Origin of the sequence: Cohaesibacter celericrescens (assembly GCF_002866925.1) — a bacterium.
GTDB lineage: Bacteria > Pseudomonadota > Alphaproteobacteria > Rhizobiales > Cohaesibacteraceae > Cohaesibacter > Cohaesibacter celericrescens.
The window spans coordinates 46,099-62,431 of record NZ_PKUQ01000055.1; the positions used below are offsets into that span (position 1 = coordinate 46,099).

The 16,333-nt window shown below is 49.2% G+C and carries 12 protein-coding genes; 2 read left to right on the forward strand and 10 right to left on the reverse strand.

Features of this window, described 5'->3' with window-relative positions; all coding sequences use genetic code 11:
- Window positions 1-10: 10 nt before the first annotated feature.
- The 4 genes from C0081_RS21250 to C0081_RS21265 all read right to left on the reverse strand — a co-directional run bounded on the left by C0081_RS21250 (window position 11) and on the right by C0081_RS21265 (window position 5,131).
- Window positions 11-1,294 (reverse strand): MATE family efflux transporter, encoded by a 1,284-nt coding sequence (locus tag C0081_RS21250; protein ID WP_101535749.1) that lies wholly within the window; start codon window positions 1,292-1,294, stop codon window positions 11-13.
- Window positions 1,295-1,349: 55 nt separating this feature from the next.
- Window positions 1,350-2,651: a hypothetical protein gene (locus C0081_RS21255; RefSeq protein ID WP_101535750.1), complete on the reverse strand. Its 1,302-nt coding sequence runs from the start codon at window positions 2,649-2,651 to the stop codon at window positions 1,350-1,352.
- A 63-nt stretch (window positions 2,652-2,714) separates the two neighbouring features.
- On the reverse strand, window positions 2,715-3,851 hold the full coding sequence (locus tag C0081_RS21260; RefSeq protein WP_180966999.1) for a glycosyltransferase family 4 protein: 1,137 nt from the start codon (window positions 3,849-3,851) through the stop codon (window positions 2,715-2,717).
- A gap of 146 nt (window positions 3,852-3,997) precedes the next feature.
- Window positions 3,998-5,131: a DUF1972 domain-containing protein gene (locus C0081_RS21265; protein WP_101536042.1), complete on the reverse strand. Its 1,134-nt coding sequence runs from the start codon at window positions 5,129-5,131 to the stop codon at window positions 3,998-4,000.
- Between the two features lie 582 nt (window positions 5,132-5,713).
- Here C0081_RS21265 and edd point away from each other — a divergent pair.
- Complete coding sequence (edd, locus tag C0081_RS21270; RefSeq protein ID WP_101535752.1) at window positions 5,714-7,558, forward strand: phosphogluconate dehydratase; 1,845 nt, start codon at window positions 5,714-5,716, stop codon at window positions 7,556-7,558.
- A 109-nt stretch (window positions 7,559-7,667) separates the two neighbouring features.
- On the opposite strand, the gene C0081_RS21275 is transcribed toward edd, so the two are convergent.
- From C0081_RS21275 to C0081_RS21295, 5 genes are all read right to left on the reverse strand, one after another.
- Entirely contained in the window at window positions 7,668-8,756 is a 1,089-nt protein-coding gene (locus C0081_RS21275; RefSeq protein ID WP_101535753.1) for a DUF1176 domain-containing protein, read from the reverse strand.
- A 49-nt stretch (window positions 8,757-8,805) separates the two neighbouring features.
- Window positions 8,806-9,147, reverse strand: coding sequence for an arsenate reductase (locus C0081_RS21280; RefSeq protein ID WP_101535754.1), 342 nt, complete (start codon window positions 9,145-9,147; stop codon window positions 8,806-8,808).
- Window positions 9,148-9,285: 138 nt separating this feature from the next.
- Window positions 9,286-9,927, reverse strand: coding sequence for a peptide-methionine (S)-S-oxide reductase MsrA (gene msrA, locus C0081_RS21285; protein WP_101535755.1), 642 nt, complete (start codon window positions 9,925-9,927; stop codon window positions 9,286-9,288).
- A gap of 130 nt (window positions 9,928-10,057) precedes the next feature.
- Window positions 10,058-12,010: a DNA helicase RecQ gene (recQ, locus tag C0081_RS21290; protein WP_245418018.1), complete on the reverse strand. Its 1,953-nt coding sequence runs from the start codon at window positions 12,008-12,010 to the stop codon at window positions 10,058-10,060.
- Window positions 12,011-12,144: 134 nt separating this feature from the next.
- Complete coding sequence (locus C0081_RS21295) at window positions 12,145-14,187, reverse strand: glycosyltransferase (RefSeq protein WP_101535756.1); 2,043 nt, start codon at window positions 14,185-14,187, stop codon at window positions 12,145-12,147.
- Window positions 14,188-14,441: 254 nt separating this feature from the next.
- Between C0081_RS21295 and C0081_RS21300 the strand changes: the two genes are divergently transcribed.
- Entirely contained in the window at window positions 14,442-15,413 is a 972-nt protein-coding gene (locus C0081_RS21300) for a transporter substrate-binding domain-containing protein (RefSeq protein WP_180967000.1), read from the forward strand.
- A gap of 6 nt (window positions 15,414-15,419) precedes the next feature.
- On the opposite strand, the gene C0081_RS21305 is transcribed toward C0081_RS21300, so the two are convergent.
- The gene (locus C0081_RS21305) at window positions 15,420-16,235 is read right to left on the reverse strand and encodes a sterol desaturase family protein (RefSeq protein WP_210200586.1); all 816 of its coding nucleotides are present in this window, start codon (window positions 16,233-16,235) and stop codon (window positions 15,420-15,422) included.
- Between the last annotated feature and the right edge of the window lie 98 nt (window positions 16,236-16,333).

The following is a 16,333-nucleotide window of genomic DNA, read 5'->3' on the forward strand; positions in this document are numbered from 1 at the left end:
GCGATGAGCATTAAACGCTGTGGCGAACTCTATTATATTTCCCTGTCCACAAGAGAAGAATTGCAAAAAGAAAATACATTGTCAAAACCAATGCTACCCCAGCCGCCAAAAATGAAGTTGTAAGGTCAAAGCCTAAGCTCCAAGATAGATAAATGGTGACAAACAAGACAAGGGTGCTGAGAAGGTCGACAGACAGGGCAAGGCCTTGCAAGGACAATTGTGAGAAAACAGACTGCAGTGCGCGGGCAACAAGTAGTGCATAAACGACCGGTGCCATATAGATAATCACTGAGTTGACTTCTTGCCACTTCTCTCCGATCAGGGTAGGTGCAAGAAACAGCAATACCATTATCCCAAAAGCAAGAATAAAAGGTGCAATAAGAATAACGGCCAATGGTGTCAAATTGGCGATGATTAAGTCATTTGATTTATCAGAATTTCGAATAAGCGTCGCAAGTTTTGACCGTGCGACATCTACCGCTGGATTGATGACGACCTGCATCGGCTGCAAAAGAAGCAGTAACGCAACAGAGGTTAGTGCCGCTTTGCTTGGGCCAAAGGTTGCCGTTACCAGAACGACAGTTCCTTTCTGAGCCATCGAACGCAAAAAGCCCCCCCAACTTTCAACTAAAAAATAGCGGCGATTTTTCCAGGCAACATAAGAAAACCTTGGTCGGGAAATTTCGCTCAGGCCTTGTATGGCTAGTCGTCGAACCGTTTGGGAAATTTTGAAGGTTCCTCCTAGCGTACCCGCAATGCCGCTAATGAGTAGGCCTAAAAGGGTCGGCCAGTATAAAGAAGACAGGCTGCGCCCGATGAACAAAATTGCGCTTTGCACGATGTCGCTCATGGCTACAATTTTATAATTCAATTCTCTGATTTGGTAGCTTCGTGAAAGGAAAAACAAGCCGCGGGACATGATAACGATTGCCAAATAGAGAATTGCAATCGGTAATGAGACGATGGCTTCGATCAAACCATAGGACACCATAAACACATAAAGGACAATCGCGACGAGCGTTGTAAAAAATATGGCGCTTACAGCCATAGCGGCGATAATTCTGTCTTCACTTTTAGATCGGCTGACGTAAAAAGCTTTATCAAGCGCAAAGGTTCCACCAAAAGCAAATATCAATGCAAAGGAATCTGTGGCTTGGAATGTTCCATACACAGCGGGTGAAAAAAAGTGGGTGGCAACCAAAACCGAAAGAGCGGACAATACCATTGCGGCACTGGATCCAATCAGCATTGTTGCTACCGGCTTAAGAATTGCTAGGTTGATACTCAAATTCATTTGAGTGTTTCCGCCTGTTTAGCGCGATAAGGCGCGCCTTGAAAATAGATAGAATTCAAACGCTTTTATTTTTTTGCTTTAGTCGATACTGGGTTTGCAGATGCAAAGTTGTCATCGAAGCAATAACGACCGCTGTGTTGAGAATTTCCAATTTAGAAAAAAGACCCTGAAACAAAAAAATCACATATACGATAATGACGCAGGAAAAATTATTTAAAATGAGCAGGATTCTGTCACCTTTATCTACTTTTTTTGAATAGAGAAAAGGGATAACACTTGAAAAATATAATAAAAACCCGAACCATCCAAACTTTAATAGCGCAGCCATTGCAGAAATATGGGTCGTTGGAACGGCCATCAAGCCTTCTTGCTCTGTGGCAGTAACCCCCAATGAAATCTGGACACCCAAATCTGTAAGGTGACCGAACCCTTTGCCAAACAATTGAGAGATAGTGCTGAACTCTTGAAACTCACTCCAAGCTTTTGAGGCTTCGTAGGATCTGAACCCTTCTCGAATGGATTGCAAGGAGTCAAAGTTTTTGGCAAATATTTCATTACCGTTCGTGAGAACAAACTTATAATCTGAAGCCGCTAGCCACTCAGAAGTCATGTCTCGAACGGGTGGCAGGCTAAATAAGGCTATAAACACGATGTAGATGATGAATATTGGTTGGAATGAAATCTTTAATTCGTACAACAACCAGATTCCGCCGAAAAACAAAAGAAACAGCGGAAGTGAGCGGGATGTCGATAAATATATTCCATAAGCTGTTATGACAGCAACCAGAAGGCGAAAAAGTTTATGATTCAGAACGCCGCTGTCATATCTCGCCGCAAATAATGCTAAAGGAATTGCGTATACAGCAAGCAAATAGCCTCTGCCGACTTGAATTTGAATAAGACGGCGAGGAGTGTCTGCATCCACCCACAATTGGTATCTGGCAATATAGGAAAGACTGACCACAAATCCCGCGATTAAAATCGCACTGAGGATGGTTTGGGTAGATGTTTTGCGATCAATAAAAATGGCTGTCGCAACCACTAAGAACGGTACCTTAATGGTATAGAAAAAATCTCTTATATAATTTCTGAATTCAAAGTCATCAGAAAAGATTGCCCCAAATAGCCCCAAAACGCAGAGCAGAAGGATTGGCCATGTCATCTTGAAGCCACGCGTATCAATTTTGCCTGACTTTATGATTCTAAAAAAAATCACAACGAAACAAATGATGATCGTGAATTCCAGTTTATGATAAGTCGCCAAAATCAACCAGATAGACAATTTTGCGACTTGAAGTTGATCGCTCTCCAGCTTCCCCGAAGCACTGCCAAATTTATCTATGCTGATATTGTCCATGCAAATTTAGGCCATCTATATAAGTAATTCAAGAATGCTAGTATCATGGAATGCTGTTTGTAATCAGTGTTTTATCCATGTCTTTATTGCGTCTACGAGTTTGGTTTGCATTTTTTCTTCTGTAAAGTCTTCGATATATTTTTTGTAGCCATTCTCTCGAAACTCGGTGCATAAATCGGCATCTTGCGCAAGTCTTGCGAGGCTGTCAGCAAGCGATGACGCATCGTTGGGAGTAAACAAAAGGCCTGTTTTATCGTTCTCGACAATCTCCAATGGGCCACCATGTGCAGCGGCGACCACGGGCAAAGCATTTGCCATCGCTTCAACGATGACGCGTCCGAAAGGTTCAGCCTTTCGCGATGGATTGACTACCAGATCGGCCCAGCCATAAAATGCGGACACATTCTGGGTAAAAGGAACGAACTCAACAATTGTCTCAAGAGCGTTAGCGGCAACAAAATCGTGCAATTCTCGTTCAAGGTGCTCGTTGCCCTCAAAGGCGCTGCCAATTATTTTCAGCTTCACTCTTTGCTTTAGTTTTTCGGGCATTTGAGCAATGGCATGGAGCAACAAATCCTGCCCTTTCCAAGAACTGATGCGCCCCAGAACAACAATGTTGAAGCTATCCTGTTTCTCTCTTTTTTTCATTGTCGCGCGTTCGACATTGACGCCGTTATGGATCACGAGACCATGCCCCGCTTTCACTGGCTGGTAAGCTTCGAGCGTCGCTCGGGAATTGCAAATCAACAAAGACTTACTTGAGCGAACGATGAATTTCATCAGCTTGCCAAATGCTGAATCGTCGGGGATTTCTCGTACATGGATGACGCTAGATTTTGGCATAACAAGTGACAATATGACATAATCTAGCACAACGATGGTATTAATATAGATGAGATCATAGTTCCAAATATCTCTCGCATGGCGGATGACATTCCAGAGCAAATGTGGACCACCAAGTAAAACCAAGCGAAATAGACGAGATTTTCGAGCAATCCAGAGGTCATCAATGATGATTTTATCGGAATGTGGGCGTAAAAACTCTTCCAATGGGCCGTTGTGACCCAATTTTACATCCAATTGTGCATCAGGAAAAGCCTTTCTTATACCCTGAACGCATTGGGCAAAACTGCGGTCTGAACCGTAGAGCTCGGCACCTTGATGTATGGCTAAAATGCGAGTTGGATTACCGTTTGACAATTTGAAAGGCTCCATAATGGTAGATATCAACGAAAAGAGACCAGCTGGTTACTTCTCGCTTTATAAAAATATAAAATAAAAAGTCATTGTCGTTTTAAGGTTTTTACGACCACAAAAGCATTTCTGACATTCCGATAGTTATAGTATCAATTCTTCATTGCTTCTTTTCGCAGTATTTCCTCATATTGCGAAAGAACATGGTCCCATTCAAACGCCTCAGCATGGCGCTCCTGCGCTTTTTCGCGGGCGTTGTCGGCTATGGATGGATCGTCCGACAGGCGATCATAAATATCTGACAACTCCTCAATGGATGAGAAGTAAAACTGATCCGGCCCGGCAACCCAGCGGTTGAAACGGTTGTCATGAGCAACAATTGCGCTGCCTGCCCCAAGAGATTCCACTAGCGATGGATTGGTCCCGCCCACCTGATGGCCATGCAAATATCCCAATGCATACTTACGCAATGCCGATACGATCTTTTGATCAAAAATAGGGCCTGGAAAAATCACATTTTCATTAGCGGCAGCTCTTAGCTCATTGGTAAAGGGACGACCCTCAATCATTCGACCCAAGACAACCAGTTTTACCTTACGTGGCTTGGAGCAAAAGGCTTTGACCAAATCCAGAATGGAATTCTCCGGTTCGATGCGTGCAATAGAGACAAAAAAGTTGTTGGGCTCAATGCCTAACGACGCAAGGGGCTCGGCTGGTGTTTCATCTATCCGATAGGAGCCGTAAGGGATGATCGTTGAGCGGAAACATCCGTGTCGATGCAGATGCTTAGCAATCTCCGGATGATCGGCAATGGGAACGCTTGAAAAGTTGGCGCCGATAAACTCGTTGAAATAAAACCAGATTTTGACGGGAAGGGACCATTTCGCCCGCTTCCATTCCACGCCATCCATATTCATCAAGACCGAGCGCCCACGCAGCCGCTGGACCAAATTAAACACAGCGGTGTTATAGCCTAGCACAAGATCAACCCCGGGCTCGTTCAAGACATGCTTCACGGTGCGCCAGTCAAAAATGATGCTGCCTGCAGAGGATGTCTTGGTTGAGCCAAGATGTATGCGCCGAATACCATTCCAATCATCCTCAAAGTCCGGCTCCAAATGGCCGTCCTCATCGGGTTCAAGTTGGCAATAGACATTCACCTTCCAGCCTTTGTCGCGCAAAAAGGGCGCAAGATGCAAAACAAATGTTTCAAAGCCACTATGGCCTTCAGGAATACCCCGTGTTCCAAGAATATTTACAGTGAGCTCTTTGGTTGAATGGGTCATCGAATTATTCATTCCGTTATTTGAAAAATAGATTTGTATTGAAATGTGTTTCCAAGAGATTTGTAAAAATCACAAGTCTTGATCGACCTGTTTTATCCGTTCGTTTTTATGCTGTGCTTGGATCTATACTGCTCTAAATGCTTGTGTGTGTCAGTCAAACAATGACCGCGGTGAGGCTTGGTTTTCCGGAGATGATGCCATAAAGCTTCTTCTTCGCAATCGTTGAATATAAGGCTGAGAACAAAATTGATCCCATCAAAACTATAAAATACAATCTGAGCATTATACCCGATTGTAGATTCAGGTCGATCCTCATTGTTGCCTCAGACCCAAATTTTAATTTTTACGCCCAGTTGTCCCAAGCAAACCCATGGTTGCGCGTCTAGTCATAGCAGTCTTGGATGACGGAGCGAGGCAGATCCCTTAGGTGAGGCACATTTATTCTTGCCTTGCAACTAAAGTTGTATGAAGTTATGTTCAGACTGCATGGTAGCGAAATCACATCTGCTTGAAATAGGACCCGATTGCGCCACCCGATAAGCCCTATCGAATGGGCTTTGCTATAAACTTGCTCGAAATTATATGTTGTCCTTGGACGCATGGGAGACTGGATTGACCAAACCTCTTCATGAAACGCTGAAGCGTGTAACCGACCAGATCATAGAGCGCAGTCGCGATAGCCGCGCCGCCTATCTGGTGAAAACCGAAGCTGCAAGAAAAACAGGTCCTGGGCGTGCCCATTTGACTTGTGGCAACCTTGCCCATGCCTTTGCGGCTTCAAATACGGACGACAAAGATCGACTTGCCAAAAATGATGCACCCAATCTAGGAATCGTGTCCGCCTATAATGATATGCTGTCGGCTCACCAGCCCTATGAGCATTATCCAGAAATAATCCGTCGGGCAGCTCGGGAATGCGGAGCGACCGCTCAGGTGGCCGGCGGTGTGCCTGCAATGTGCGATGGGGTCACTCAGGGGCAGGACGGCATGGATTTGTCGTTATTCTCGCGCGACCTGATTGCCATGTCCAGCGGCATTGCCTTGTCTCATAATGTTTTTGACAGTTCCGTTTTTCTCGGTATCTGCGACAAGATTGTTCCGGGCATGGTCATTGCTGCGGCCACGTTTGGTCATTTGCCGGCCATCTTTTTGCCCGCTGGTCCCATGCCTTCAGGCCAGACAAATGCGGAAAAAGCCAAAGTTCGTCAAGACTTCGCAAAGGGTCTGGTTGGTCGCAAAGAGCTGCTCAAATCTGAAATGGCGGCCTATCATAGCGCGGGCACCTGCACCTTTTATGGCACCGCCAATTCCAACCAGATGCTCATGGAGTTCATGGGGCTGCAATTGCCGGGCACCAGCTTTATCAATCCGGACACGCCATTGAGAGAAGCTGTCACGGTGGCTGCAGTCAAGCGGGCACTTGAAATCACGGCTCGGGGCGAAGCCTATCGGCCCGTCAGTGACGTTTTGGATGAAAAAGCCTTTGTTAACGGCATGGTTGGGCTCAATGCGACCGGTGGGTCGACCAATTTGCTGATTCATATGATCGCAATGGCAAAGGCCGCTGGTATTCAGTTGTTGTGGGATGATTTTGAGGCAATCTCAGAAGTAACACCGCTGCTGGCGCGGGTCTATCCCAATGGGTTGGCGGATGTGAACCATTTTCATGCCGCTGGTGGCTTAGGGGCGGTGATCGGTCAATTGCTTTCTGGCGGCCTTCTGCATGCAGACAGCAAAAATGTTGCGGGCGATAGTATGGAGCTCTACACCCGCGAACCGCGTCTGAAAGACGATGGTACGGCCGAATGGGTGGACGGAGCGCCGGAGTCTTTGGATGACAGGATTATCCGCGAAATTGACAATCCATTTCAAGCCAAAGGCGGCCTGAAACGCCTTGCTGGCAATTTAGGAGCCTCCGTGATGAAGGTCTCCTCTGTCGCTCCCGAACGGCTTGTGATTGAGGCTCCAGTTCGTATTTTCCATGATCAATCAATCGTCAAGGCCGCGTTCCAGAATAATGAATTCACGACCGACACTGTGGTTGTGGTGCGGTTTCAGGGACCAAAAGCCAACGGAATGCCTGAACTGCACAATCTGACACCACTGCTGAGCATCCTTCAAGAGCGCGGTTTGAAAGTGGCTTTGGTAACGGACGGCCGTATGTCTGGTGCGTCTGGCAAAGTGCCTGCTGCCATTCACGTCAGTCCTGAAGCTCTGGATGGAGGCCCGATAGCCAAACTGCGAGATGGTGATCGCGTGCGAGTGGATGCTGAGAATGGCAAGCTGGAAATCCTTGATCCAACAGTGCTCAACCGAGACCCTGTAACCGCCGATTTGTCCAGCAATTATACGGGCATGGGCCGCGAGTTGTTCCATGCCTTCCGCGCGACAGTTGGTTCTGCGGAATTTGGTGCAAGTATTTTCTGAGGCATCTCAAAGACACTTTGACAGGCAGGGGAAAATTCCCCTGCCTGCTAACAGCGATCTTGCGCGGTTTGATTTATACTATAGAGCAATGGCTTGACTTGCGGATTGGTTAGCGAACAGGCCAGCTTATCGGCCAGTTGTTCGGGCCTCCGGCATAGTCTCCGTCGCATTCGCCCTTCTCACGGATTTCTACCGCTTCAAAAAATACGTTCTGGCCTTCTTCGTGCAAATCCCATCTTGACAGAGTACCACAGTCACCCAGACCCCGACCCTTGAAAAAACTGTTCAGGCGGTAGGTGCTGGCATTAAAATCAATATTCCAGATGTCCGGTCCATTGTCTTCAGCGGTATCATTACCATCCAGAATGAAAGGAACCATTTGTATGGATTGGCTTTCATCCAGGGGCACATGGAAAAAGATATAAATCTGATTGTAGGCTCCGGGGGAGCCGCAGGGCAGACCATACAGATCTCCAGCGCGAAGGGAAAAACGGAAACCGTCACCAAATCCCAGTCGCTCACTATTATTGTAAAAGTGGCAGACGGCATTTTCATCGCGGAACCATTTATCCCAAATCACAGCAGGCACTTGCTCTCTGTTGTCCACCGCGCTGATCGCGAGCCTTTGGCTGGCTGCTTTACTACCCTTCACCTGCAGTGCGTAAGGGGTGTTCAACAAGTCCTGATATTCATCCATAAAAATCATACCAGCGACGCTGCCCGAGAGGGAGAAAATGCTGGTGACAGATTGACCGCCGCCTGATTGTTTTACGCTGATCGTAGCGCCCGATTTCATGCCAGTCACAACCCAATCAATCACATCCGGGTTGGTTTCGACATAATCGCGCCCGTTGTCTTGGATGGATGTGGCATCGGCGATCAATGACAGGCTGTCCTTGCCGTCAATGGATAAAAAGAAGCGCGTCCCATCTTCAATCGCAACCTGACTTGTGAATTTCAATGACAGCGCATTGTTCAGCTTATTGGCCCGAAGCAGGGACAGGCTGGTCACGCCATCAAAGGTCTTGGGTGACAGGGAGAGGGTGCAGCGCATGGAGGTGTCGCACCAGACATTGACGTCTTTGACTTCCTTATAGGCGGAGGCGTGGAGCGGCAAACTCAAGGAGAAAAGAAAAAGTAAGGCTGAAAGTAGGGACGGGCAAAAAGAGAGCGTGGCAGTCAAAAGAGGGCGTCGCATGCGGCACTCCTAAAAAAGGGATCTGTCGGGACGGGCAGCCTGTTATGGTCTAGCCCAGTAGCTGAGACTGCTGCGCTTTGCCAAAGCCTACCACAATTTCTGTGTCACTTTCAAAAACCGGTCGTTTGATCAAGGTGGGGTGGGCCAGCATCAGGGCGCGTGCTTTGATGGCGTTTGGCTCGGCCTTGTCTTCGTCTGAGAGGGCCCGCCAAGATGTGGAACGACGATTGAGCAGAGCCTCCCAGCCGACAGCATCCAGCCAGCGGTCGAGGTTGGCATCATTAAAGCCATCCACACGCAGATCAACAAAGGAAATGGGTTTGCCTGCCGCTTCAAATGCTTTCAGCGCTTTGCGGCAGGTGTCGCAGGTCTTGATGCCGTAGAGTTTCATCGATCGGTCCTTGGATTGGGGAATCAGGATGTTTTACAAATCTAACCCACTCATCCCCGCACCAACAATTTTAAAAGATACGCCCGAGGAACCTGAGGCGAGCATATCGAGAGAAACAAGGCCGCTTCGAATGAGGCCCTATTTCATAATTCCCAGATGCGCCTGATCGCCCCATAGTTTTTCAATATCTGCATCGCGACCGCAGGAATAACGGTAATATTTATAGCGGACAGGATTCACTTTGTAATAATCCTGATGATAATCTTCGGCGTCAAAGAAAGGTCCGGCCGCCGCAATCTCGGTCTTGATTGGCTGGGATAGTGTTTTGTCCGTTTCCAATTTTGCCTTTGATGCTTGGGCCAATTTGGCCTGCTCTTCATCCAATGTGTAGATCGCTGTTGTGTAGGTGTGGCCACGATCGCAGAACTGCCCACTGTCGTCGGTGGGGTCGACCGAACGCCAGAAAATATCCAGCAACATATCATAGCTGACTTTGGTGGCGTCATAGGTGATCTTGACCACCTCGCGATGATCCGCATGGTTGCGATAGGTGACATTTTCGGTTGTGCTGCCGCCTGAATAACCAGAGACAGTCTCGACCACGCCCTTTACGTGGTCAAAATCGCTTTCGACGCACCAAAAGCAGCCACCAGCAAAAATAGCAGTCTTGAGATTGTCTTCGGCAAAGCTCGGCGCACCATTACTGGCGATCAAGGCAGAGCCAAGAACGAGTGCGGTCAGAAAGCGTTTTAAGGCTTTGGGCTTATTGGTGTCAGTCATAGGGGCAACTCCCGATCAGAATTATTATTGCCCTATTTGTGACGTCTTATTGTGGCGATGTCCTGCCCAAATTGCCCATCTCACGCGGGTTTGATGGGATGTGAAGGCGCCTAGGTCACAAAAGCCGTGCTCACCCCATCCATGCTTCAACCACATCAATGAAATGATCGGCAAATTTCTTTTGCTTGGAGCTGCCAACGCCGTGGATATGCAGGAAGTCGGGGCGGGTGGTTGGCTTTTGGATTGCCATGTCGTGTAAGGTCTTGTCATTGAAGATCACATAGGCGGGCACTTTATGCTCGCGGGCCAATTCTGACCGTGCGGCCCGTAAGGCTTCAAACAAATCTTGGTCTGCTGGGTCAAGATCAGGCAAATTGCTCTTGGCTTTTTTGGGGCGATAGAGTTCGGATGGTCCCATGACATCAGGTCGGAAGGCAAAACGCAGCGCACCTGTTTTCAATTCAACCGCTTTGCTGGTGAGTTTGAGCGCACCGTGGCCTTGAATATCGAGCCGCAGGAAATTGGCGGCGACCATTTGGCGCAAGATGGCGCGCCAGTCCTCTTTTGGTGTGCCCTTGCCGGTGCCATGGCACGGCAATTTATCATGGCCATATTTTTTGATCTTCTCATGGGTTAACCCGCGTAGAATATCAATCAATTGAACCGTGCCAAACATCTCGCCCGTGGATTCCACCACCTCTACCAGTCTCAAAGCTTCGACAGTGCCGTCTTTCAAGGTGGGTGGGTCAATGCAAATATCGCAGTTGTCGCAGGGCTCTATCTCTTCACCAAAATAGACCAGCAGAGACTGGCGGCGGCAGGTGGGCGCTTCGCAATAGGCAAGCAGGGCATCAAGGCGTTTGTGTTCGCGGGCGGAATGATCCTCATCGCCGCCTTCATTATCAATGAAACTGCGCCGCATACGGATATCGTCAAGGCCGTAAAGCATCATCGCTTCTGCAGGGGCCCCATCGCGTCCTGCGCGGCCGATTTCCTGCGCATAAGCTTCCATGTTGGCGGGCAAATTCGAGTGAAAGACAAAGCGCACGTCGGGTTTATCGATACCCATGCCAAAGGCAATGGTCGCGACCATCACGACACCGGCCTCGCGCATAAAAAGCGCCTGATGGGCGGCGCGCACGCCACTGTCCAGTCCCGCATGATAAGGCAGGGCGCGGATATTATGCTCTTTAAGAAATTCGGCGATTTCTTCGGTTTTTTTACGCGACAGACAATAGACAATGCCAGCTTGATCTCGTCGGGCTTCGACAAAATCAAGCAGTTGTTTTTTCCAATCATTGCGCTGAGTAACCGTCAGGCGAATGTTGGGCCGGTCAAAGCCGGAAACAATCACTTTGCCTTGCCGAACCCCGTCAGCGGAACGAGGGAAGAGCTTTTCTGCGATGTCCTCGCGCGTCGCCTCATCGGCGGTGGCCGTCAGCGCTGCAATGGGAGCCTTTGGGAAAAAATCCGACAGCCGTGTCAGGCCTTCATAGTCAGGCCGAAAACTTGGACCCCAACGCGAGATACAATGGGCCTCATCAATGGCGATCAGATTGACCGGCAGTTTGGCAAGGGCTGACAACATCCGTTCGGTCATTAGCCGTTCCGGCGCGATATAAAGCAAAGAGATCTCGCCCGCAGCCACTTTGCGCCAAGTGGCAACATTTTCGTCGCGATGGCGTGAGCTGTTTATGCTTTCAGCCGCAACGCCAGCCAATTTCAATGCCATCACCTGATCTTCCATCAGCGCCACCAAAGGCGAGACCACCAAAGTGAGACCGCCAAAAATCATCGCCGGTATCTGGAAGCAAATGCTTTTTCCCATGCCTGTCGGCATCACGGCAAGTGTGCTGTGACCGTTGAGTAGCGCTTCAATGGTTTCCGCCTGCCGTCCGCGAAACTGATCATAGCCATAGACATTTTTAAGCACTTGCAGAGCTTGCTCTGACGTCGGTGCTGAGGCATCAAACGAGAGTTCGACACGTGGACTGTCTAGATCCATGTCTGTGCCTATATTGGGCACGATTGGAACAGCGTCATAAGCGTCGATGGCAACAATGGGCTGGGCGGGAGGAGGCATAAAGACCGCAAATCACAAAGGCAAAGGGAATGGTTGATGCGAGTCTATCTGATTTGCTCCAATGCCGTAAACCGATAAACGGGACAAAGGGACAAGAGTTTCAAGAGCGTGAGAGTTCAAGGCCAGGGATGCATTCAAGGTCCTTGTTTTTGTCGCTTGTGTGCGTTGGCAACAGGTGGTCTTTGCTTGGATAACCCATGCTGGGTTTTCTCCCAGTGGTGTGGGGAAATCAGCAGCTGCAAAAAGGCGCGCCACGCCGCTGGGGTCATCATGAGCCAGTACAGTGGCATCGCTAAAACCTGCCGCCAACCATAACCATATCGCGAACGAGCAGTACGATGAGCAAGCAGCATCGCGCCTCCATATCCCATCACCAGATTGGCCCCGTTGGCAACCATCAGCGACCAAAACAGCGTTGAGTCGGTGCCGATATTGAAGGTGATCGCCGCAAAGGAGGTGGTGAAACTGACGATATAGAGGGGGTGAATCAAAGCAGAGACGAGCATGCCACCAATCATCACCTGAAAGGCGAGGAAACGGGAGCGGCCAAGGTCTCCATACAGGGTGCGAGGCCGTCGCATGTGAACCAGCCAAGTCTGCATCCATCCTTTGAACCACCGTGAGCGCTGCTTGACCCAAGCGGCATAACGCTCTGGAGCCTCCTCCCATGTATCATGCTGCAATATCTCGATCCGATAACCAAGTCGCGTTAAGCGCAAACCAAGATCAGCATCTTCGGTAACGTTATACGGATCCCAACCACCAACTTGCTTGAGAATACTGGTGCGAAAATGATTGGACGTACCACCAAGCGGTACTGGCAGTCGTTCATCTGCTAAAAAGGGCAACAAGCCGTCGAACAAGGCCGCATATTCCAGTGCAAACTGCCGGGTAAGAAAGTTGGCATCCGCATTGTCAATCGCAAGACGTCCTTGCAAACATCCAAGCGACGGTCCGCCAGCCTCCATCCGTAAGGCGGCTTCCTTCAGTTGATTGGGGTGCGGCCTGTCCTCCGCATCATAGATTACGACAAGATCAGATTGCACAAAGGAAAGCGCAAAGTTGAGTGCTTTGGGTTTGGTGCGCGGACCGTGCACCGGTATTTGAACAATGGACATATAGGCGGGCAGCTTGATGGTCGTCAGCGCGGCCTGTGTTTCGGTATCGTCGGCTTCAACCAAAAGCTGGATGTCCAGACAATCTCGCGGATAGGACAATCCTGATAAGGCCGCTACCAAGTCTTGGATCATATCGGCTTCGCGGTAAAGCGGCACCAAAACCGTATAGCTTGGCCAGTATGAAAGCGCGGCATGTGCCGTTTGTAGACGAGAAAATGACTGTTTGGCTTGTGACCTGATGCGAGGCAATGCGCGATAAGCCATCAATCGCAGGAAGGCGAGAGACAGGAAAATCGAAAGCGTCAAGAAATTAAAAAAGATGGCAATTTGCGACCAGACAATGCAGCTCAAGCCAATGCAAGACACGATGCTTATCAATCCAATCGTCGCGATTTTCCCAAACCGGTTGTGGCTGGACATATGTGGCATGGTTTCCTTGAGCCGGTAGACATGGTCATTGAGCGCGCGCTGACTGGTGTGTTTTTGTTGGGCTTCAAGCAACATCGTGGGTGTGGTTAGGCAAACCCGATTACGCAAATCGGGCTGTTCCGTCAAGCATTTGGCTAATCGATCAAGCGCAGCGCCATGGGGGGCACAAACCACTTGGCTTGAGGGGCGCGGGGCAAGACCGTTAAGTTTGGCCATTGATTTGGTGAGGGCGCAATTGATGTTTTTCAAGTCTTCAAGCGACCACTCTTGCTGCAAATCAGATAGATCGTCCGCATCCAATTTCCCGATAAAGGGAATGCCAAGCCGCTTGGCTGCCATCATGAAGTAGAGGGCTTCATCGAGATGGCCCTCAAGGATCCAATGCTGTGCCAGATTTATGCCATGAAACAGGGGGGCTGTTTGTCGGAAATCCAGCAACTGTTGGGCAGACACTCTACTTGAACACAAAAGCGATAAGTGAAACGGAAGAATTAACGCATCGGTCTCGGGGCGCTTTTCCCTCTCTGGTGTAGAAGGTGTATCAGCATAGTGAGCCGACATATCCGAATTGAGCAGGGGAACCGCTGCGATCGGATCGGGCTTTTTTGGTCCCTGAGATAAAAAAGTCATGACAAGGCTCTGACAATGCCTTTATATCAAGATATTAATAGGCTACCCCAAGACGGGGTATTGTTTATATATACTTAAAAGTGTGACACATGGGTTCCGCAATTTCAATTGCATATTCAAAAAAACTCCCAACCTTGAGTGGCATTCGATATTTGATCAAATCATCGCGTTCTATGATGTGCCGTGATTATGGGTGTGCAGCTATTCCGTTGTTTATTATAAAGTTTTTAGTTGTTTTTGCGGTGTCACTGCCGTTGTTGACTCTGTCATCTCACAGCTATGCTCAAGGCACCCTTGATGCAACCACGGGTGAAGCAACGACGAGTGAAACAGAAAGCGAGCCTCAAGATGAGACTGAAAACCGCGATGAGGAGAATCCTGACAGCCTAGAAACCGGTGTCAGTTTGCGCAATAGACCAGCCCAAGCCAATGGGCCAGTGGCCAGTGAGCCGTGGGCAAAGGCAGGATTTTACGGATTTATTGACACGCGACAGCGTCTGGGGCTTCCCGATCAGGAGTTGTTGGACAAAGGTTTGCGGATTTTAACGACAGACGACTTCCCGCCCTTCAATAACCGCGATGAAAACGGTGCTCCACAGGGCTATCATGTCGAACTCGCGCGCGCCCTTTGCGAAGAACTGAGCACCCCATGTACGTTGAAGATCGCTGCCTTTGAGGACATCCCTGATTTGATTGCCAACGGGCAGGCCGATGTGGCTCTTGCGGGGCTGGTTAATCATCCAAGTCTTAAAGATGTATTGGATTTTTCCAATGTCTATTTGCAACGTCCCGCGCGCTTCGCTCGTCTCAAGGAAAAGTTCTTTCGCACAGACACTAAGGGGCTGGCGGGCAAGCCTGTCGCCGTTCGAGGAGGCTCTGCCCATGAGGCCTATCTTAAGGCCTATTTCCCAACCACCAACCGGGTGCCTGTAACCGATCTGGAAGATGCGCGCCAGCTATTAACCGACGAAAAAGTCGACGCCATATTTGGCGATGCTTTCCAATTGTTGCCGATGATTTCGGAAGCCGACAGCCCGATCATTTTTGCTGGTAAACCTTTTTACGACACTCATTTCTTCGGTGATGGCATGGCGGTCGCCTATGGGCACAATCAGACGGATCTGGGGAACATGCTCAATTACGGCTTGCTGAAACTGGCGCAGAAAGGCCGGATGTCAGAACTATACGCCCGCCATTTTGCCTTGGATGTGTATGCCACTTATTGAAAATCCTTAGCGATTGCGGAATGGCAGTAAAATTGACCACAACAACTGTCCCGGCTTTTCGCTTTGATAGGCGTTAAGGCCGATCTTCATATCTTCATGTCCCGCGTCCGGTTGCGCAATATAGGTGCCGAACATCCGATCCCAAATGGAGAGATTAAACCCATAATTGGAGTTTGTCTCAACTGGGGAGACAGAGTGATGCACCCGATGCATGTCGGGCGTGACCAGAACCAAGCGCAGCACCCGATCCAGTTTAAGCGGTAAACGCACGTTGGCATGGTTGAACAAAGCCGCGGCATTGAGCACCGCTTCAAATGCGAAGACGGCAAGGGCGGGCGCGCCAATGGCTGCAATCCACGCAAATTTATAGAGCAGGGACAACAGAATTTCGATCGGGTGAAACCTGAGCGCTGTCGAAACATCAATATCGCGATCCGCATGATGGACCTGGTGCAGGCGCCAAAAAATTGGCACAATATGCGAGATCAGGTGCTGTAACCAAATAGCAAAATCCAACAACACAAAAGCAATCAGGATTGACAGCCAAGAGGGCACAGCCAGCCAGTTAAGAAGTCCCCAGCCATTGTCCGCAACATAAAGTGCCAACCCGATGGGCAAAATCGGCATCACAAACCGGACCAACACCGCGTCCAGCACCACAATGCCCCAATTGGTCAGCCAGCGTCGTCCTTGTGGCAAGGTGCGTTTGCGTTTTGGTAACGCCCATTCCGCCAGCGCCATCACCACAAAAGTTCCCAGAAAAACGAGCAACCGTAGGCTGTTTTCATCAAGGCCAAAAACGGAAAAGAGACTGTCTTGCATGGGGCACTCAATCCTATTGGAGCGGTTTAAATTCAATCTTCTGCATCTATACCCGTTTGCAAGCCCCGATGGCAAATCGCTTTTCACCATCCATGCGT